19 protein-coding genes are annotated in these 17,539 nt (G+C 60.1%); all 19 read right to left on the reverse strand.

Features of this window, described 5'->3' with window-relative positions:
* Nucleotides 1-65: 65 nt before the first annotated feature.
* The 19 genes from ACW9HW_RS22320 to iscR all read right to left on the reverse strand — a co-directional run bounded on the left by ACW9HW_RS22320 (nucleotide 66) and on the right by iscR (nucleotide 17,341).
* Complete coding sequence (locus ACW9HW_RS22320; protein ID WP_457401781.1) at nucleotides 66-857, reverse strand: amidohydrolase; 792 nt, start codon at nucleotides 855-857, stop codon at nucleotides 66-68.
* The gene (locus tag ACW9HW_RS22325) at nucleotides 845-1,993 is read right to left on the reverse strand and encodes a pyridoxal phosphate-dependent aminotransferase (protein ID WP_457401782.1); all 1,149 of its coding nucleotides are present in this window, start codon (nucleotides 1,991-1,993) and stop codon (nucleotides 845-847) included. The genes ACW9HW_RS22320 and ACW9HW_RS22325 overlap by 13 nt, the downstream gene beginning before the upstream one ends.
* A gap of 293 nt (nucleotides 1,994-2,286) precedes the next feature.
* Nucleotides 2,287-3,756, reverse strand: a complete 1,470-nt coding sequence (der, locus tag ACW9HW_RS22330; protein WP_095193769.1) for a ribosome biogenesis GTPase Der — start codon at nucleotides 3,754-3,756, stop codon at nucleotides 2,287-2,289.
* 236 nt (nucleotides 3,757-3,992) lie between these two features.
* Entirely contained in the window at nucleotides 3,993-5,144 is a 1,152-nt protein-coding gene (bamB, locus tag ACW9HW_RS22335) for an outer membrane protein assembly factor BamB (RefSeq protein ID WP_095193770.1), read from the reverse strand.
* The gene (locus ACW9HW_RS22340; RefSeq protein ID WP_095193771.1) at nucleotides 5,137-5,778 is read right to left on the reverse strand and encodes a tetratricopeptide repeat protein; all 642 of its coding nucleotides are present in this window, start codon (nucleotides 5,776-5,778) and stop codon (nucleotides 5,137-5,139) included. Before ACW9HW_RS22340 ends, bamB begins: the two co-directional genes overlap by 8 nt.
* A gap of 41 nt (nucleotides 5,779-5,819) precedes the next feature.
* Nucleotides 5,820-7,109 (reverse strand): histidine--tRNA ligase, encoded by a 1,290-nt coding sequence (hisS, locus tag ACW9HW_RS22345; RefSeq protein WP_095193772.1) that lies wholly within the window; start codon nucleotides 7,107-7,109, stop codon nucleotides 5,820-5,822.
* Nucleotides 7,110-7,131: 22 nt separating this feature from the next.
* Complete coding sequence (gene ispG, locus ACW9HW_RS22350; RefSeq protein WP_003185136.1) at nucleotides 7,132-8,241, reverse strand: flavodoxin-dependent (E)-4-hydroxy-3-methylbut-2-enyl-diphosphate synthase; 1,110 nt, start codon at nucleotides 8,239-8,241, stop codon at nucleotides 7,132-7,134.
* A gap of 3 nt (nucleotides 8,242-8,244) precedes the next feature.
* Nucleotides 8,245-9,291, reverse strand: a complete 1,047-nt coding sequence (locus tag ACW9HW_RS22355) for a RodZ domain-containing protein (protein WP_095193773.1) — start codon at nucleotides 9,289-9,291, stop codon at nucleotides 8,245-8,247.
* Nucleotides 9,291-10,049: a type IV pilus biogenesis/stability protein PilW gene (gene pilW / locus ACW9HW_RS22360; RefSeq protein WP_095193774.1), complete on the reverse strand. Its 759-nt coding sequence runs from the start codon at nucleotides 10,047-10,049 to the stop codon at nucleotides 9,291-9,293. The genes ACW9HW_RS22355 and pilW overlap by 1 nt, the downstream gene beginning before the upstream one ends.
* A gap of 16 nt (nucleotides 10,050-10,065) precedes the next feature.
* On the reverse strand, nucleotides 10,066-11,211 hold the full coding sequence (gene rlmN / locus ACW9HW_RS22365) for a 23S rRNA (adenine(2503)-C(2))-methyltransferase RlmN (RefSeq protein ID WP_095193775.1): 1,146 nt from the start codon (nucleotides 11,209-11,211) through the stop codon (nucleotides 10,066-10,068).
* Between the two features lie 28 nt (nucleotides 11,212-11,239).
* Nucleotides 11,240-11,665 carry a nucleoside-diphosphate kinase gene (ndk, locus tag ACW9HW_RS22370; RefSeq protein ID WP_007964426.1) on the reverse strand — a complete coding sequence of 142 codons (426 nt, stop codon included), beginning with the start codon at nucleotides 11,663-11,665 and terminating at the stop codon, nucleotides 11,240-11,242.
* An 88-nt stretch (nucleotides 11,666-11,753) separates the two neighbouring features.
* On the reverse strand, nucleotides 11,754-11,954 hold the full coding sequence (gene iscX, locus ACW9HW_RS22375) for a Fe-S cluster assembly protein IscX (protein WP_095193776.1): 201 nt from the start codon (nucleotides 11,952-11,954) through the stop codon (nucleotides 11,754-11,756).
* A 14-nt stretch (nucleotides 11,955-11,968) separates the two neighbouring features.
* Nucleotides 11,969-12,310 carry an ISC system 2Fe-2S type ferredoxin gene (fdx, locus tag ACW9HW_RS22380; RefSeq protein ID WP_085715824.1) on the reverse strand — a complete coding sequence of 114 codons (342 nt, stop codon included), beginning with the start codon at nucleotides 12,308-12,310 and terminating at the stop codon, nucleotides 11,969-11,971.
* A gap of 2 nt (nucleotides 12,311-12,312) precedes the next feature.
* Nucleotides 12,313-14,175 carry a Fe-S protein assembly chaperone HscA gene (gene hscA / locus ACW9HW_RS22385; RefSeq protein WP_457401783.1) on the reverse strand — a complete coding sequence of 621 codons (1,863 nt, stop codon included), beginning with the start codon at nucleotides 14,173-14,175 and terminating at the stop codon, nucleotides 12,313-12,315.
* Nucleotides 14,176-14,226: 51 nt separating this feature from the next.
* A complete protein-coding gene (hscB, locus tag ACW9HW_RS22390; RefSeq protein ID WP_095193778.1) occupies nucleotides 14,227-14,748 on the reverse strand; it encodes a co-chaperone HscB in 522 nt (173 codons plus the stop codon).
* An 8-nt stretch (nucleotides 14,749-14,756) separates the two neighbouring features.
* Entirely contained in the window at nucleotides 14,757-15,080 is a 324-nt protein-coding gene (gene iscA / locus ACW9HW_RS22395) for an iron-sulfur cluster assembly protein IscA (RefSeq protein WP_003227904.1), read from the reverse strand.
* Nucleotides 15,081-15,114: 34 nt separating this feature from the next.
* Nucleotides 15,115-15,501: a Fe-S cluster assembly scaffold IscU gene (gene iscU / locus ACW9HW_RS22400; RefSeq protein ID WP_007974006.1), complete on the reverse strand. Its 387-nt coding sequence runs from the start codon at nucleotides 15,499-15,501 to the stop codon at nucleotides 15,115-15,117.
* 83 nt (nucleotides 15,502-15,584) lie between these two features.
* Nucleotides 15,585-16,799, reverse strand: coding sequence for an IscS subfamily cysteine desulfurase (locus ACW9HW_RS22405; RefSeq protein WP_095193779.1), 1,215 nt, complete (start codon nucleotides 16,797-16,799; stop codon nucleotides 15,585-15,587).
* Nucleotides 16,800-16,849: 50 nt separating this feature from the next.
* Nucleotides 16,850-17,341: a Fe-S cluster assembly transcriptional regulator IscR gene (gene iscR / locus ACW9HW_RS22410; RefSeq protein ID WP_007903581.1), complete on the reverse strand. Its 492-nt coding sequence runs from the start codon at nucleotides 17,339-17,341 to the stop codon at nucleotides 16,850-16,852.
* Between the last annotated feature and the right edge of the window lie 198 nt (nucleotides 17,342-17,539).

The following is a 17,539-nucleotide window of genomic DNA, read 5'->3' on the forward strand; positions in this document are numbered from 1 at the left end:
GAGATCGCCTTTCCAATGTGGGAGCCAGCCTGCTGGCGATGAGGTCCTGTCAGGCACCGCGAATATCAGGTGAACTCGAACGTATCCGCATCCAGATTCGCAGGAAACCGCTGCCGGTAAGCCGCCAGTTCCGCCGCATCCAGCACCACCTTGAATACCCCATCCGCCTCCCCCGCGCTGAGCAATGTCTCACCCTGGAAATCCAGCACCTGGCTGTCACCGGTGTAGGCAAAGCCTTTGCCGTCGGTGCCGACGCGGTTCACCGCCGCCACGTAGCACAGGTTCTCGATCGCCCGTGCCGGCAGCAAGCGGTTCCAGTGCTGTCGCCGCGCGCCCGGCCAATTGGCGGTATACAACAGCAGGTCGGTGTCCTGGGCATCGCGGCTCCACACCGGGAAGCGCAGGTCGTAGCAAATCAGCGGTCGCACCCGCCAGCCCTTGAGCTCGAACTGCACCTGACGCTCGCCGGGGGTGTAGTGATTGTGCTCGCCGGCCATACGGAACAGGTGCCGCTTGTCGTAGTGCAGCACCTCGCCGTCCGGCCGCGCCCATAACAGGCGATTGCGATGACTGCCATCGGCGACCTGAATAATGACGCTACCGGTAATCACCGCATCGAGCTTCGCCGCCTGAGTCCGCAACCATTTGCTGGTGGGGCCGTTTTCCGCCTCGGCCAGCGTCTCGGACTCCATGGAGAAACCGGTGGTGAACATCTCCGGCAGGATGATCAGGTCAGCGCCACGAGCCTGTTCGAGCAGCCGCTCGAAATGCTCCAGATTGGCCTGGCGGTCGTGCCAGGCCAGGGTTGTCTGGATCAGCGCAACGGTCAGCTTCGGCAATGCACTCAGATCACGCATAGTTTTTCCGCCGCTTCACGCAGGGTCTCCTCGCGCTTGGCAAAACACAGCCGCACAAGGCGCTGGCCTTCGGGCGGAGTATGGTAGAACACCGAGATCGGAATGCTGGCGACGCCGTGTTCGCGGGTCATCCACAGCGCCATTTCGACATCATTGAGGTCCGGGCGGATCTGCGAGTAGTCGACCAACTGGAAATACGTACCCGCCACCCGCGTGAAACTGAAACGCGACGGTGCCAGCAGATCGCAGAACAAGTCGCGCTTGGCCTGATAAAAACCTGGCAATTCTTCGACGTGCTCCGGGTGCTCGGCCATGTAATCGGCCAGGGCATATTGCAGCGGGGTCACGCCGCAGAAACTGACGTACTGGTGCACCTTGCGCAGCTCGGCCGTCAGGGCTGGCGGCGCGACCACGTAGCCGGTTTTCCAGCCGGTGACGTGGTAGGTCTTGCCGAAGGAACTGACCACGAAAGCGCGCTGATACAGTTCTTCATGGGCCAGCACGCTGACGTGAGGCACGCCGTCGTACACCAGGTGTTCGTAAACTTCGTCGCTGATCACATAGATGTCGCGATCGCGGATCAACGCTGCCAACTGATCCAGTTCGGCACGACTGATCAGCGCACCGCTGGGGTTGTGCGGGGTATTGAGGATAATCATCCGCGTGCGAGGGCTCAGGGCTTCGGCGAGTTTCTCGAAGTCGATACTGAAATCCTTCACGCCCAATTGCACATGCACACAGCGCCCACCGGCCAGCTCCACCGAAGGTTCGTAACTGTCATAGGCCGGATCGAACACGATGACTTCGTCACCGCTGTGGATTACGGCCTGGATGGCACAGAAGATCGCCTGGGTCGCGCCGGGAGTGACCGTCACCTCGTGGTCGGCATCGACGTTGACGCCATAGCTACGGGTAATTTTGGCCGCAATCTGCTGACGCAGGGCCGGCAGGCCGGTCATGGGCGAGTACTGGTTGTGGCCACTGGCGATGTGTCGACCGACCGCGTCACGCAGGGCTTGCGGGCCGTCGAAATCGGGAAAACCCTGGGACAGATTAAGCGCCCCGGTCTGCGCCGCGAGCTGAGACATCTGAGTGAAGATAGTGATGCCGACATTCGGCAGCTTACTGGTGATCATCGGTGATTCCCTGCTCTACACCCGGCTCTAACGGCGGCGCGGGAGAGCCCGAGGATAGCCCATCCGGCGTCCATAAAAAAAGGGCGCCAATAGCGCCCTTCTTCTAATAACCAACACATAACCCTGTGGCGAGGGAGCTTGCTCCCGCTCGGCTGCGCAGCAGTCGCAAATCAGTCGATACGTTCTAACTGAACGATCTCGGTTGCAGATAATAGGACCGCTTCGCGGTCCAGCGGGAGCAAGCTCCCTCGCCACAACAAGTCCGCTCCCACAGGGGTGAGGCAAGCCTTGAATCAGCGCTTGTCGCGGCGCTTCTTGTCGGCCTTCTTGTGGTGCGACATCAAGCGGCGCTTCTTGTTGACCTGGCGGTCGGTCAGCGAGTTCTTGTTGCCTTCGTACGGGTTCTCGCCGCCCTTGAACTCGATGCGGATCGGCGTACCGACCAGCTTCAAGACACGGCGATAAGTGTTTTCCAGGTAACGCACGTAAGACTTCGGCACCTTCTCGATCTGGTTACCGTGGATCACGATGATCGGCGGGTTCGCACCACCCAGGTGGGCGTAACGCAGCTTGATCCGGCGGTTGTTGACCATCGGCGGTGCGTGCTCGCCAACCGCGTCTTCCAGGATCTGGGTCAGGCGGTTGGTCGGCCAGCGGGTGACCGCGGACTTGAACGAGTTCTGCACCGAGGCGTAGAGGTTGCCCACGCCAGTGCCGTGCAGTGCCGAGATGAAGTGGATGTCGGCATAGTCAACGAAGAACAGGCGACGCTGCAGCTCGACCTTCACGAAGTCACGCTCGCTCGGCGTCATGCCGTCCCACTTGTTGATCGCGATGACCAGCGCACGACCCGACTCAATGGCAAAGCCCAGCAGGTTGAGGTCGTGGTCTACCACGCCTTCGCGGGCGTCCATCACGAAGATCACCACGTTGGCGTCTTTGATGGCTTGCAGGGTTTTGACCACGGAGAATTTTTCGACTTCTTCGTGGATCTTGCCGCGCTTGCGCACACCGGCGGTGTCGATCAGCGTGTACTTCTCGTCGTTACGCTCGAACGGGATGTAGATACTGTCGCGGGTGGTGCCGGGTTGGTCATACACGATCACCCGGTCTTCACCGAGCATGCGGTTGACCAGGGTCGACTTGCCGACGTTCGGCCGGCCGATGATGGCGATCTTGATCCCGTCTTTTTCGCTCGGGCCAGGAATGCGCTTGGCTTCCTCGCCTTCTGCAACGTCCTCTTCCTCGCCTTCTTCCAGCTCGTCTTCGTCTTTCGGGAATTCACTCAGTGCCGCTTCCAGCAACTGGGTGATGCCGCGACCGTGGGCGCCGGCGATCGGGATCGCGTGGCCCATGCCCAACGGGGCGAATTCGGCGCGGGCCATTTCCGGGTCGATGTTGTCGACCTTGTTGGCAACCACGTGAGAACGCTTGTTACGTTTGCGCAAATGCTCGGCGATCATCTGGTCGGCGGCGGTGAAACCGGCCTTGGCATCTACCAGGAACAGCACTACATCCGCTTCTTCAATGGCCAGCAGCGACTGCTCGGCCATTTTTTCGTCCATACCATGCTCGTCACCGGAGATACCGCCGGTGTCGATCAGAATGTAGGAACGCCCTTGCCACTTGGCCTCACCGTACTGGCGATCACGGGTCAGACCGGACAAGTCGCCGACGATGGCGTCGCGAGTCCTGGTCAGGCGGTTGAACAAGGTGGACTTGCCGACGTTCGGTCGGCCCACCAGGGCGATTACGGGAACCATGCGGCTCTCCACTTCGTTATTTCAGAAAATACAAAAGCCGCTGCGAGGCAGCGGCTGGTGCTCGGGGCAACACTGTGCGCTTGTCTGTGGGAGCGAGCCTGCTCGCGAAAAACGCCAGGGCACCGCGTTTATTCAGGACGCAAACGTAATCGTTGACGTCCATCGCGAGCAGGCTCGCTCCCACATTCATACCCGCAAGTGAAGCAGCCTGAGGTGGTTAACCCCAAGCATAGTTCTTACTTAATGGTCAGGGCTTCCAGTTTGCCGCTGTTGCCATAGACATAAATCGTGTCACCCACCACCAGCGGACGGGCACGCAGGCCGTCGCTGTCGATGCGTTCGCGGCCGACGAAACGGCCGTCCACCTGGCTCAGCAGGTGCAGGTAACCTTCCAGGTCACCGACTGCAACGTAGCTGGAGAACACTTCCGGGGCCGACAGTTGACGGCGGGCCAGCGAATCGTTGCTCCACAGGGCAGTGGTGGAACGTTCGTCGACACCTTCAACGGTACCCGAAGACAGGCTCACGTAGACGCTGCCGAAACCCTGGGCGACACCGGCGTAGCTGGAAGCATCACGCTGCCACAGCTGCCGACCGCTTTGCAGGTCCAGTGCCGCAACGCGACCCTGGTAGCTCGCGACATAAATCGTTTCGCCGGACAACAGCAGGCCGCCGTCGATGTCGACAACGCGCTCCAGTTCCGAACGGCCTTGCGGGATCGCTACACGCTGTTCCCATACCGGCACGCCGTTGGAAATGTCGAGAGCGACCACTTTACCGGTCGACAGGCCAGCCACCGCGAGGCGGTTGGTGACGATCGGCGCGCTGGTACCGCGCAGGGTCAATACGGCAGGCGTGCTGTCATACAACCAGCGCTGGTTGCCGGTCGCGGCGTCCAGGCCGATCAGACGGTCGTCCTGGGTCTGAACCACAACCACATCACCGTTGTTGGCCGGCGGTGCGAGGACTTCGCTGGACACCCGGGAGCGCCATTTCTCTTCGCCGCTGATGGCATCCAGGGCAACGATCTCACCCTTGGTCGTACCGACCGTCAGCAGACCGTAAGCGACGCCAACGGCGCCGGAAACAGGCAGTTCGAGATCTTTCTTCCACTTGACGTCGCCGTTGCTGCGATCCATCGCCATCACCACACCGGTTACATCGGCGGCATAGATGGTGCTGCCATCGATCGCCGGTACCAGCATGTTGTAGGTTTCGCCCTGACCGTCACCGATCGAACGACTCCACTGCTTTTGCAGAACCACTTCTTCCTTGAAATCGGTCAACTCGGCCGGTGGCAGTTCTTTCTTGCTGTTGCTGCTGCAACCTGCGGCCAAAATGGCCAGGGTCAGCAATGCTGCATGTTTCCAACGGATCACGTCACGCATCCCCTTTGGCCAGGTCGTCCAGCTTGATTTGTAGGCCACCGACCGCCGCTTCATCCGACAGTGCCGCCTTGGCTTTTTGATACGCCGCGTGCGCTTCATCGGTACGACCCAGCTGCACCAGCAGGTCGCCCTTGAGTTCTTCGCGAGTGGCCAGGAAGGCCTTGTCGGCATCGCCTTCGAGCAGTTTCAGGGCCTCATCGGCCTTGTTCTGCGCGCCCAGCACCTGCGCCAGGCGCTGACGGGCGATTTCGCCCAGTGCCGGGTTGGCCGGTTTGTCGGCAATGGCTTTCAGTTCGCTGGCTGCGTCATCCAGCTTACCGCTGTCGACGGCGACTTTCGCCACGAACAGGCTGCCGTATTGCGCATAGGCGCTGCCGCCGAATTCGCTGTTGAGCTTGGCTGCGAGGTCCGAAACACGGGCCGCGTCAGGCTTGCCGTCCGGCGTCAGTGTGGTCTCCAGCAATTGCTGGTAGAGCACCGAGGCGCCTTGCGACTGGTTGTTCTGATACTTCTGGAACGCCTGCCAGCCGAACACGATAACCAGCGCCAACAGGCCGCCAGTGACCAGGGGCTTGCCGTTGCGTGACCACCATTCCTTCAAATCCGCCAGGTTTTCGTCTTCGGTACTCGACACCCCAATACTCCTTAATCGCTAAATCGGCTGTTAAGACAGCGTCAACCCTGCACGACGCAGGTGGCCAGGTGTGCAGCAAGCGCATCCCAGGCAATGCTTTGTTGTTCGCCCTGGCCACGCAGGGGTTTGAAACCTACCACTTGCTGGGCCATCTCGTCGTCACCGAGGATCAATGCATACAACGCACCGCTCTTGTCGGCTTTCTTGAACTGGCTTTTAAAGCTGCCGGCGCCGGCATTCACTTGCAGGCGCAGGTTGGGCAATTGGTCACGCACACGCTCGGCCAGGGCCAGGCCGGCCAGCTCGGCTTCTTCACCGAAGGCGCAGAGGTAGACGTCGACCTGACGGGAGATCTCTTCCGGGATCTGCTCGAGGGTTTCGAGCAGCAGGACCAGGCGCTCGATGCCCATGGCGAAACCGACACCCGCGGTCGGCTTGCCACCCATCTGCTCGACCAGGCCGTCGTAACGACCACCGGCACACACGGTGCCCTGGGCGCCCAGTTTGTCGGTGACCCACTCGAAAACGGTCTTGCTGTAGTAATCCAGCCCGCGAACCAGCTTCGGGTTGATCACGTAAGGAATGCCGGCAGCGTCCAGACGAGCCTTGAGGCCCTCGAAGTGCACGCGGGACTCTTCGTCGAGGTAATCGGCCATTTTCGGCGCATCGACCAGAATCGCCTGCGTCTCGGCGTTCTTGGTGTCCAGTACCCGCAACGGGTTGGTCTTCAGGCGACGCTGGCTGTCTTCGTCCAGCTTGTCCAGGTGCCCGGACAGGAACTCGACCAGCGCTTCGCGATAACGGCCACGGGACTCGCTGGTGCCCAGGCTGTTGAGCTCGAGCTTGACCGCATCGCGAATACCCAGCTCGCCCCACAGGCGCCAGGTCAGCACGATCAGTTCTGCGTCGATGTCCGGACCGTCGAGGTTGAACACCTCGACACCGATCTGGTGGAACTGGCGATAACGACCTTTCTGCGGCCGCTCGTGGCGGAACATCGGGCCGATGTACCAGAGCTTCTGCACCTGGCCACCGCCAGTGATGCCGTGTTCGAGCACTGCACGCACGCACGCCGCGGTACCCTCGGGACGCAGGGTCAGGGAATCGCCGTTGCGGTCGTCGAAGGTGTACATCTCTTTTTCGACGATATCGGTCACTTCACCGATGGAGCGCTTGAACAGCTCGGTGAACTCGACGATCGGCATGCGGATCTGCTTGTAACCGTAGTTATCCAGCAGACGCGAAACTTTGCCTTCGAAATGACGCCACAGCGGGGTCTGTTCGGGCAGGATGTCGTTCATGCCACGAATGGCTTGCAGAGACTTGCTCACAAAAATTCCTTAATTCGTTCGATCAGCCGCGCGCGATAACGGCAGCGTCAGCTTCGACCTTTTCGGCCGCTTTCTGGCGGATCAAGCGTTCAAGCTCATCCACCAGATTGTCATTCGTCAGTTTCTGCGACGGCTTGCCGTCGATGTAAATCAGGTTTGGCGTGCCGCCGGTCAAGCCGATATGGGCTTCCTTGGCTTCACCCGGTCCGTTGACCACGCAACCGATGACTGCGACATCCAGCGGCACCAGCAGGTCTTCGAGGCGCCCTTCCAGCTCGTTCATGGTCTTGACCACATCGAAGTTCTGCCGCGAGCAGCTCGGGCAGGCGATGAAGTTGATGCCACGGGAACGCAGGTGAAGGGATTTGAGAATGTCGTAGCCGACTTTCACTTCCTCGACCGGGTCGGCCGCCAACGAGATGCGAATAGTATCGCCAATCCCTTCGGCGAGCAGCATACCGAGGCCCACGGCGGATTTCACCGTGCCTGAACGCAAACCACCGGCTTCGGTGATGCCCAGGTGCAGCGGCTGGACGATTTCCTTGGCCAGCAGGCGGTAGGCTTCGACGGCCATGAACACGTCGGAGGCTTTCACGCTGACCTTGAAGTCCTGGAAATTCAGGCGTTCAAGGTGCTCGACATGGCGCAAGGCCGACTCGACCAGCGCGGCCGGGGTCGGCTCGCCGTATTTCTTTTGCAGGTCTTTTTCCAGGGAGCCGGCGTTGACGCCGATGCGAATCGGAATCCCGCGATCACGGGCGGCATCGACCACGGCGCGTACGCGATCTTCGCGACCGATGTTGCCCGGGTTGATACGCAGGCAGTCGACACCCAGCTCGGCGACGCGCAACGCAATGCGGTAGTCGAAATGGATATCGGCCACCAATGGCACCTTGACCAGTTGCTTGATCTTGCCGAAGGCCTCGGCGGCGTCCATGTCCGGTACGGATACCCGCACGATATCGACGCCAGCCGCTTCCAGACGATTGATCTGCGCCACGGTGGCCGCGACATCGTTAGTGTCGCTGTTGGTCATGCTCTGCACAGCGATAGGCGCATCGCCGCCAACAGGCACGTTACCGACCCAGATCTTGCGCGATTCGCGACGTTTGATTGGAGATTCGCCGTGCATGACTTATTGACCCAACTTCAGGCGAGCAGTCTCGCCACTGGTGAACGGAGCAACATCGACCGACTGGCCGTTGTAGCTGACCTGCGCGCCACGGGCGAAGCCCAGGCGGACGGCAAACGGTGGCTTGCCGCTGACGGAAAGGCTATCGCCTTTACGCTTGAGACCACTGAACAACACCTTGCCGCTGCCATCGGTCACTTGCGTCCAGCAATCGGCGGTGAATTGCAGTTGAACCTGACCCTGGCCGGCCACCGGAGCCGCTGCCGGAGCTGGCGTCGCAGCCGCTTGCGCCGGAACGCTCGGGGCAATCGGTGCAGTGACTGCCGGGGCCGGTACGGCGGGAACTGCCGGGGCCGGAGTCGCAGGCGTCGCGACAACCGCAGCCGTACTGTGCGCCGGTGCAGCTGGCGCTGGTGCTGGTGATACAGGCGCTGCGGGTTCAGTCGCTTGAGCATCCGCCGGTGCTTCAGCCGCGGTCTCGGCTTGCGGCAATGCCAGAGCGGTGGTGTTTTCAGCCTGACCTTCCGCGACAGCCTGGTCTTCCGGCTCGTCCAGAGGATGAATCTGGGTGGTGCCGTCGGCGCCTTCGACTTCCACGTGTTCAGGGCTCAGGCTGATCAGGTCCTTGGTGCGCAGCGAGGTTTGATCCTGCCACCAGACAAAACCACCACCGATCACCGCCACCAGCAGCAACAGGCTGACAACACGCAAGATGGTGTGGGAAACCCGAACCGGTTCTTCGATACGACCCAAGCTATGCACGCTGCTGCCCTGGGAGTCGGTACCGGTGGATTGATCGAACTGCTGGACCAGAACGGCCTGGTCCATGCCGAGCAATTTGGCATAGGCGCGAATATAGCCGCGAGCAAAGGTGTGCCCAGGCAGCTTGTCGAATTCGCCGGCTTCCAGATTGCTCAGGGAGTTGACGGTGAGGTTGAGCTTGAGAGCCACTTCGGCCAGCGACCAGCCATTGCTTTCGCGGGCCTGGCGCAGGGTCTCACCGGGGTTAACGCGATTCGCTGCTACAACTTCGGGATGCGCCGCTTTCATCATTGCTCCGACAGGTATTGCTGATATTCCGGTGTACCGGGATAGAGTCGTTTTAATTGCAGGCCTGCACTTGCGGCCTTGTCGCGATCTTCAAACACTTTTGCCAGCCGAACGCCGAGCAATAGACTACGTGCATTTTGCTCGGCGAGCAGACTAAAACGATCGTAGTAGTCACGCGCGGGCACATAATGCCTGTCTTCGTAAGACAACTCAGCCATTTCCAGCAATGCGCGTGGTTGTTGGCGATTCAAACGCAGGGCTTTTTCCAGTTGCTGCTGGGCCAACTCCCGCTGGCCAAGCATCGAAGCGGTCATGCCCAGGTTCTCGAACACTCGCGATCGCTCAGGATACAGGGTATCGGCGGCGGCCTGTTCAAAGCGCTCGTAGGCTTCCTTGTAACGTTTTTGCTCGAAAAGAAAACTGCCGTAGTTATTGAGGATTCGCGCATCGGCGGGACGGGAAGACAGCGCCTTGCGAAAATGCTGGTCGGCCAGTTCCGGCTCCATCTCGGCCTGGAACACCAGCCCCAGCGCCGCGTTGGCGTCCGGATCCGCAGCATCCAGTTCCAGGGCTTTCTTCAGCGGTACTTTGGCCCGTTCGGTCATGCCCTGTTGCAGATAACCGATACCCAGCTGCACATACGCCTCACGCGCTTCGTCGCGGCCCTTGCTGGTCTTCATCGGGTTGTAATCGCCCGAAAGCACACAGCCAGCGCAGAGGCTGGCCAATAGCAAAAGCAGCGCAAAGCGCAGGGACATAGAGATCCTCTCTTGGTTACTTATTCGCGGCGCTCGAAGCAATATCGTTCTCGGCGCTCAATTCACGCACCGCGATATAACGTTCGCTGCGACGGGTGCGATCCAGCACCTGCCCTACCAGTTGACCACAAGCGGCGTCGATGTCTTCACCACGGGTGGTGCGGACAGTGACGTTGAAACCGGCATGATGAAGCTGATCCTGGAACCGACGAATGGCGTTGTTGCTCGGCCGCTCGTACCCGGAGTGCGGGAACGGGTTGAAAGGTATCAGGTTGATCTTGCATGGGATGTTCTTGAGCAACTCGATCATCTCGACCGCGTGCTCGACCTTGTCGTTCACGTCCTTGAGCAAGGTGTACTCGATGGTCAGCACGCGCTTTTCGCCCAGGGACGACATGTAGCGCTGGCACGACTCGAGGAGCATCTTAAGCGGATACTTCTTGTTGATCGGCACCAATTGGTTACGCAATGCGTCATTCGGTGCGTGCAGGGACAACGCCAGGGAGACGTCGATGTGCTTGGACAGCTCATCGATCATCGGTACCACGCCCGAGGTGGACAGGGTCACGCGGCGCTTGGAAATGCCGTAGCCCAGGTCATCCATCATCAGATGCATGGCGGCAATGACGTTGTCGAAGTTCAGCAGCGGCTCACCCATGCCCATCATCACCACGTTGGTGATGGCACGGTCGACGGTCGCCGGGACGCTGCCAAAGGATTTGTTGGCAATCCACACCTGGCCAATGACTTCGGCGGCGGTGAGGTTGCTGTTGAAGCCTTGCTTGCCGGTGGAGCAGAAACTGCAATCCAGGGCACAGCCTGCCTGGGACGAAACGCACAAGGTGCCGCGCTTGCCCTGGGGAATGTACACGGTCTCGACGCAGCTGCCGGACGCCACGCGCACCACCCACTTGCGGGTGCCGTCGCTGGAGATGTCCTCGCTGACCACTTCCGGACCGCGAACTTCAGCAACAGCCTTGAGCTTTTCGCGCAAGGCCTTGCTGACGTTCGTCATGGCGTCGAAATCATCGACGCCAAAGTGGTGAATCCATTTCATTACCTGACCGGCACGGAAACGCTTCTCCCCGATTGAGTCGAAGAATTTTTCCATTTCCGACTGGGTGAGACCCAGCAGGTTGGTTTTAACAGTCGATGTAGTCATGGATTCACCTTCACTCTTAAGCCAATGCTTAGCGAGTGGTTACTTCAGTAGCTGCGAAGAAGTACGAGATTTCGCGAGCGGCAGCGGCTTCGGAGTCCGAGCCGTGTACAGCGTTGGCGTCGATGGATTCAGCGAAGTCAGCACGGATGGTGCCGGCAGCAGCTTCTTTAGGGTTGGTAGCGCCCATCAGCTCACGGTTCAGAGCGATAGCGTTTTCGCCTTCCAGAACCTGAACGACAACCGGACCGGAGATCATGAAAGCAACCAGGTCACCGAAGAAACCGCGCTCTTTGTGCTCAGCGTAGAAGCCTTCGGCTTCGGCTTTGGACAGCTGCTTCAGTTTCGAAGCTACAACGCGCAGGCCTGCTTTTTCGAAACGGGTGGTGATCTCGCCGATCACGTTTTTAGCAACGGCGTCAGGCTTGATGATGGAGAAAGTACGTTGAACAGCCATGATGTAACTCCAGAAACGGTAATTTGCGAAAAATTAAACCCGCGAATTATACGCGGGTTCTTGGGTATTGCCTAACCTGCAGCGTGGCTCAGTCGCGTTCTTCGATCCAGTGGGCCTGAATGGCCTCCAGGATCTTTTCGCCACAATGATCAGGGTGATCGTCGAACTCGGGCAATTCCATCACCCATTTGCGCAGATCGACGAAGTTGACCGACATAGGATCTACATCGGGCTTGGTTTCAGCCAGCTGGATCGCGATTTCCAGCACATCAGTCCACTTGAGACTCATGACAATTCCTTGAATCAGTGCGGCGCTTCGGCTGCGTGGTTGAGCGAGTATTTCGGAATTTCGACGGTCAGGTCTTCAGTCCCGACCTTGGCCTGACAGCCCAGGCGCGACTGAGCTTCCAGTCCCCAGGCCTTGTCAAGATAGTCCTCTTCCAGCTCATCGGCTTCTTCCAGCGAGTCAAAACCCTCACGGATGATGCAGTGGCAGGTGGTACAGGCGCAGACGCCGCCACAGGCACTTTCCATCTCGATGTGGTGCTCATGGGCCAGCTCGAGGATGGACGTACCGGTCTCAGCCTCCACGACCATGCCTTCCGGGCAAAACTTTTCGTGTGGCAGAAAAATGACCTGCGGCATCGTTATTCCTCAATCTCATTCAGGTTGCGCCCCGCCAGCGCGGCTTTCACCGTCGAGTCCAGGCGGCGGGCAGCAAAGGCATCGGTCACTTGCGACAGACGCTTGGTCTGCTGCTCGATGGCGTAACCATCGGTACCTTTCATCAGTTCGGTCAGTTCCTGCACCTGCAGCTCGATGACCATGCGTTCATCGGCATCGAGCAGGCGCTCGCCGTCGGCTTCCAGGGCGGCCTGCACCGCTTCGATCAGACGCTGGGCATCGACCTGCTGCTCACGCAGCACGCGGGCCACCTTGTCGTCGTTGGCGTGCTGGAACGAATCCTTGAGCATCTTGGCGATTTCGCCGTCGGTCAGACCGTAGGACGGCTTGACCTGGATGCTGGCCTCGACACCCGAGCCCAGCTCGCGAGCGGAGACGCTCAGCAGACCATCGGCATCGACCTGGAAGGTCACGCGAATCTTCGCCGCACCGGCAACCATCGCCGGAATGCCACGCAATTCGAAGCGCGCCAGGGAGCGACAGTCGCTGATCAGCTCGCGCTCACCCTGCAATACGTGGATTGCCATGGCCGACTGGCCATCTTTATAGGTGGTGAAATCCTGGGCGCGGGCGACGGGAATGGTGGTGTTGCGCGGAATCACCTTCTCCATCAGACCGCCCATGGTTTCCAGCCCCAGGGACAACGGAATCACGTCAAGCAGCAGCAATTCACTGCCATCGCGCTTGTTGCCGGCCAGGGTATCGGCCTGGATCGCGGCACCGATGGCCACCACTTGATCCGGATCGATTTCAGTCAGCGGCTGGCGACCAAAAGCTTCGGCAACGGCGTCGCGAACACGCGGGACGCGAGTCGAACCGCCGACCATGACCACCGCGTGCACCTCTTCCAGCTCGACACCGGAGTCACGAACGGCGCGGCGACAGGCTTTCAGGCTGCGGGCAACCATTGGCTCGATCAGCGCATTGAAGGCTTCACGGGTCAGCTCGGCTTTCCAGTCGCCATACGCGACTTCAACCGACGCCGCGTTGGTCAGCGCCTCTTTGGCCGCGCAAGCGGTTTGCAGCAGATTGCGTTGCGCACCCGGATCCAGGTCGGCTGACAAACCGGCACTCTCGATGATCCAGCCAGCAATGGCGTGGTCGAAGTCATCGCCACCCAGGGCACTGTCGCCGCCGGTGGCCAGCACTTCGAAGACACCGCCGGTCAGACGCAGAATCGAGATATCGAACGTACCACCGCCCAGGTCATAAATCGCCACCAGGCCTTCGGCATGCTGATCCAGGCCATAAGCCACCGCCGCTGCCGTCGGCTCGTTGAGCAAACGCAGCACATTAAGGCCGGCCAGTTTGGCCGCGTCCTTGGTGGCTTGACGCTGAGCGTCGTCGAAATAGGCCGGAACGGTGATGACCGCACCCACCAGCTCACCACCGAGGGTGGCTTCGGCACGCTGGCGCAAGACCTTGAGGATATCCGCCGAGACTTCGACCGGGCTTTTCGGGCCCTGGATCGTGTCGATGAACGGCATGTGCGACTCGCCACCGACAAAGCGGTATGGCAGTTGCTCGCCCAATTGCTTGACGTCGGACAGACCACGACCCATCAAGCGCTTGACCGACAGCACGGTGTTCAAGGGATCGGTGGCGGCAGCCAGCCTGGCCGACTCGCCGACTTCGACGCGATCGGCGTGATAGCGCACGGCAGACGGCAGGATAACCTGCCCTTCTGCGTCGGCCAGAGGCTCGGAAAGTCCACTGCGCAATGCAGCGACCAGCGAATTGGTAGTGCCCAAGTCGATCCCCACAGCCAGACGACGCTGGTGCGGTTGAGGACTTTGGCCGGGTTCGGCGATCTGCAGTAGGGCCATCGTTATCAGGACTTATCTGTATATCAGGCGTGCGACCGGAGCGGCACTGGGTTAATCGTCGAGGCGCTCTTCTAATTGGCGCACTTCGTAGGTGAGCTTGTCGAGGAACTGCATGCGCCGCATCAGGCGTTCGGCCCGTTCACGTTGCGCGGCATCGTTCCAGCAAGCTGCGAAGCTTTGGTTCAGTTCATCCTGGGCAGTCTTCAACCGGCGCTTGAACGCGGCAACGCCCGACAAGTCGGCGCTGTCCTGCAGGTCCTCGAGCTCTTCGCGCAACTCCATCTGTTGCAGAAGAAACTCCGGGTCATGCACCGTGACCTCCAGCGGCAGCTCGCCACCATTCAAGGCGAGCAGGTATCGCGCGCGCTTGGGGGGACTCTTGAGCGTCTGGTAGGCCTCGTTGAGGCTCGCGGATTGCTCTAGCGCCAGCCGTTGCTCACGCTCGGAGGCGTCAGCAAAGCGGTCCGGATGAACGCTGCGCGCCAGCTCGCGGTAACGCGAAGCCAGCTGATCGAGGTCCAGATTGAAACTCGGCTGCAGCTCAAATAAAGCGAAATGACAAGGAGTACCCACGAGCAGCCTCAGATATTGAAGCTTTCGCCGCAGCCACATTCACCGCGCACGTTGGGGTTGTTGAACTTGAAGCCTTCGTTCAACCCTTCCTTGACGAAATCGAGCTCGGTGCCGTCCAGGTAGGCCAGGCTTTTCGGGTCGATGATCACTTTTTCGCCGTGACTTTCGAACACCTGATCCTCTGCAACCACCTCGTCGACAAACTCCAGCACGTAGGCAAGGCCGGAACAGCCTGTGGTGCGAACACCCAGGCGAATCCCCTCACCTTTGCCGCGCCCGTCGAGGGAGCGTCGCACGTGTCGAGCAGCCGCTTCTGTCATGCTGATAGCCATCGGTGACTCCTTACTCGTCGCCAAATCCTGAAAGTCAGATCAAGCCTTTCTTCTGCTTGTAATCGCGAACGGCCGCCTTGATGGCGTCTTCAGCGAGCACGGAGCAGTGAATTTTCACTGGCGGCAGGGCCAGTTCTTCAGCCAGCTGAGTGTTCTTGATGGTTTCTGCCTCGTCCAGCGTCTTGCCCTTCATCCACTCAGTGGCCAGGGAGCTGGAAGCGATGGCCGAACCGCAGCCATAGGTCTTGAACTTGGCATCTTCGATGATGCCGGCGTCGTTGACCTTGATCTGCAGGCGCATCACGTCGCCGCAAGCCGGCGCGCCGACCATGCCGGTGCCGACATCAGGATCTTCCGCGTCCATCTTGCCGACGTTGCGCGGGTTTTCGTAGTGGTCGATGACCTTTTCGCTGTAAGCCATGGTTCTTAATCCTCACTCATCAGAGAGTCGCTCTTAAAGCCCCGGAACCTGGGTCCGCAGGGCTGGTTCGCGGCGACTTGAAATCAGTGTGCCGCCCACTCGATTTTCGAAATGTCGACACCGTCTTTGTACATGTCCCACAGCGGCGACAGAGCGCGCAGCTTGGTAACGGCCTCGCAGACTTTCTGCGCGGCGTAGTCGATTTCTTCTTCGGTGGTGAAGCGGCCGAAGGTGAAACGGATCGAGCTGTGTGCCAGTTCATCGTTGCGGCCCAGGGCGCGCAGCACGTAGGAAGGCTCAAGCGATGCCGAGGTGCAAGCCGAACCGGACGAAACCGCCAGATCCTTGAGCGCCATGATCAGCGACTCGCCTTCAACGTAGTTGAAGCTCAGGTTCAGGTTGTGCGGAACGCGGGCGGTCAGGCTGCCGTTGACGTACAGCTCTTCCAGGTGCTCGACCTGCTTGTAGAAGCGGTCGCTCAGGGCCTTGATGCGTGCGTTCTCGGCAGCCATGTCTTCCTTGGCCACGCGGAAGGCTTCGCCCATGCCGACGATCTGGTGGGTCGCCAGGGTGCCGGAGCGCATGCCGCGCTCGTGACCGCCGCCGTGCATGGTCGCTTCGATGCGCACACGCGGCTTGCGGCTCACGTACAGGGCGCCGATGCCTTTAGGGCCATAAGTCTTGTGGGCGGAGAACGACATCAGGTCGACTTTCAGCTTCTGCAGGTCGATCTCGACCTTGCCGGTGGACTGAGCGGCGTCGACGTGGAACAGGATGCCTTTGGAGCGGGTCAGCTCGCCGATGGCGGCGATGTCGTTGACGGTGCCGATTTCGTTGTTCACGTGCATGACCGAAACCAGGATGGTGTCGTCGCGCAGCTCGGCTTCGACCATCTCCGGAGTCACCAGTCCGTCGGTACGAGGCTCGATGTAGGTGACTTCGAAACCTTCACGCTCCAGTTGGCGCATGGTGTCCAGGACAGCCTTGTGCTCGATCTTGGTGGTGATCAGGTGCTTGCCTTTGGTGGCGTAGAAATGTGCCGCACCCTTGATTGCCAGGTTGTCGGATTCGGTGGCACCGGAGGTCCAGACGATTTCGCGCGGGTCGGCATTGACCAGGTCGGCCACCTGACGACGGGCGTTTTCGACGGACTCTTCAGCTTTCCAGCCGAACACGTGGGAACGGGACGCCGGGTTACCGAAGTTTCCGTCGACCAGCAGGCATTCACTCATTTTTTGCGCGACACGCGGATCAACCGGGGTAGTCGCAGAGTAATCAAGGTAAATCGGCAATTTCATGGACTATCTCCTAAATCAGGCTGGCTGGCACGCCGTTAGCTCTCTGGCTGTCATTCGACGGCGGACGCTTCAATCTTGTCCAGGCGTGGCGCCTTGCTGTTGCAACGGCGTTGATCCTGACGCTGGGCTACTTCTTGTACCTCACGGCGAGTCACAAGGTCAGCCAAGCTGATACCGCTCAGAAATTCGTGAATCTGCAGGCTCAGATCGCACCACAAGTGGTGGGTCAGGCAGGTGTCGCCTTGATGGCAATCACCCTGGCCCTGGCATTTGGTGGCATCGACCGATTCGTTCACCGCATCGATCACCTGGGCGACCTGGATACCTTGCATGTCGCGTGACAGCTGGTAACCGCCGCCTGGGCCACGAACGCTGGACACCAGGTTGCTGCGGCGCAGCTTGGCGAACAGCTGCTCGAGGTAGGACAGGGAGATGCCTTGGCGCTCGGAGATATCGGCCAGGGACACGGGCCCGTGCTGCGCGTGCAACGCCAGATCGAGCATGGCGGTCACGGCGTATCGGCCTTTTGTAGTCAGTCGCATGGACAATTACCACGGAGTTCGGAATGGGGCGAGTATGCAATTCCTGAGTATTTAAGTCAACTATAAGACCTAGTACTTTAGTCAGGTTTACCCGCAAAAGAGCGGCCGCATCATAGCAAAGGCTGGCCGGTTACAGCCAGCAGTACCGAGTTATCGTTCTTCGCGAGCAGGCTCGCTCCCACAGGGAGCACACAGATC

This window comes from Pseudomonas sp. SDO5532_S415, assembly GCF_054071155.1.

What these genes read in the sequence shown, in the direction of transcription:
- ndk (WP_007964426.1), bottom strand. Translation starts at nt 11,665, where the DNA reads ATGGCTGTTCAACGTACTTTCTCCATCATCAAGCCTGACGCCGTTGCT.
- rlmN (WP_095193775.1), bottom strand. Translation starts at nt 11,211, where the DNA reads ATGACTACATCGACTGTTAAAACCAACCTGCTGGGTCTCACCCAGTCG.
- iscA (WP_003227904.1), bottom strand. Translation starts at nt 15,080, where the DNA reads ATGGCTATCAGCATGACAGAAGCGGCTGCTCGACACGTGCGACGCTCC.
- pilW (WP_095193774.1), bottom strand. Translation starts at nt 10,049, where the DNA reads ATGTCCCTGCGCTTTGCGCTGCTTTTGCTATTGGCCAGCCTCTGCGCT.
- iscU (WP_007974006.1), bottom strand. Translation starts at nt 15,501, where the DNA reads ATGGCTTACAGCGAAAAGGTCATCGACCACTACGAAAACCCGCGCAAC.
- ACW9HW_RS22405 (WP_095193779.1), bottom strand. Translation starts at nt 16,799, where the DNA reads ATGAAATTGCCGATTTACCTTGATTACTCTGCGACTACCCCGGTTGAT.
- iscX (WP_095193776.1), bottom strand. Translation starts at nt 11,954, where the DNA reads ATGAGTCTCAAGTGGACTGATGTGCTGGAAATCGCGATCCAGCTGGCT.
- iscR (WP_007903581.1), bottom strand. Translation starts at nt 17,341, where the DNA reads ATGCGACTGACTACAAAAGGCCGATACGCCGTGACCGCCATGCTCGAT.
- ACW9HW_RS22355 (WP_095193773.1), bottom strand. Translation starts at nt 9,291, where the DNA reads ATGAAAGCGGCGCATCCCGAAGTTGTAGCAGCGAATCGCGTTAACCCC.
- hscA (WP_457401783.1), bottom strand. Translation starts at nt 14,175, where the DNA reads ATGGCCCTACTGCAGATCGCCGAACCCGGCCAAAGTCCTCAACCGCAC.
- ACW9HW_RS22320 (WP_457401781.1), bottom strand. Translation starts at nt 857, where the DNA reads ATGCGTGATCTGAGTGCATTGCCGAAGCTGACCGTTGCGCTGATCCAG.
- ACW9HW_RS22325 (WP_457401782.1), bottom strand. Translation starts at nt 1,993, where the DNA reads ATGATCACCAGTAAGCTGCCGAATGTCGGCATCACTATCTTCACTCAG.
- fdx (WP_085715824.1), bottom strand. Translation starts at nt 12,310, where the DNA reads ATGCCGCAGGTCATTTTTCTGCCACACGAAAAGTTTTGCCCGGAAGGC.
- bamB (WP_095193770.1), bottom strand. Translation starts at nt 5,144, where the DNA reads ATGCGTGACGTGATCCGTTGGAAACATGCAGCATTGCTGACCCTGGCC.
- ispG (WP_003185136.1), bottom strand. Translation starts at nt 8,241, where the DNA reads ATGCACGGCGAATCTCCAATCAAACGTCGCGAATCGCGCAAGATCTGG.
- der (WP_095193769.1), bottom strand. Translation starts at nt 3,756, where the DNA reads ATGGTTCCCGTAATCGCCCTGGTGGGCCGACCGAACGTCGGCAAGTCC.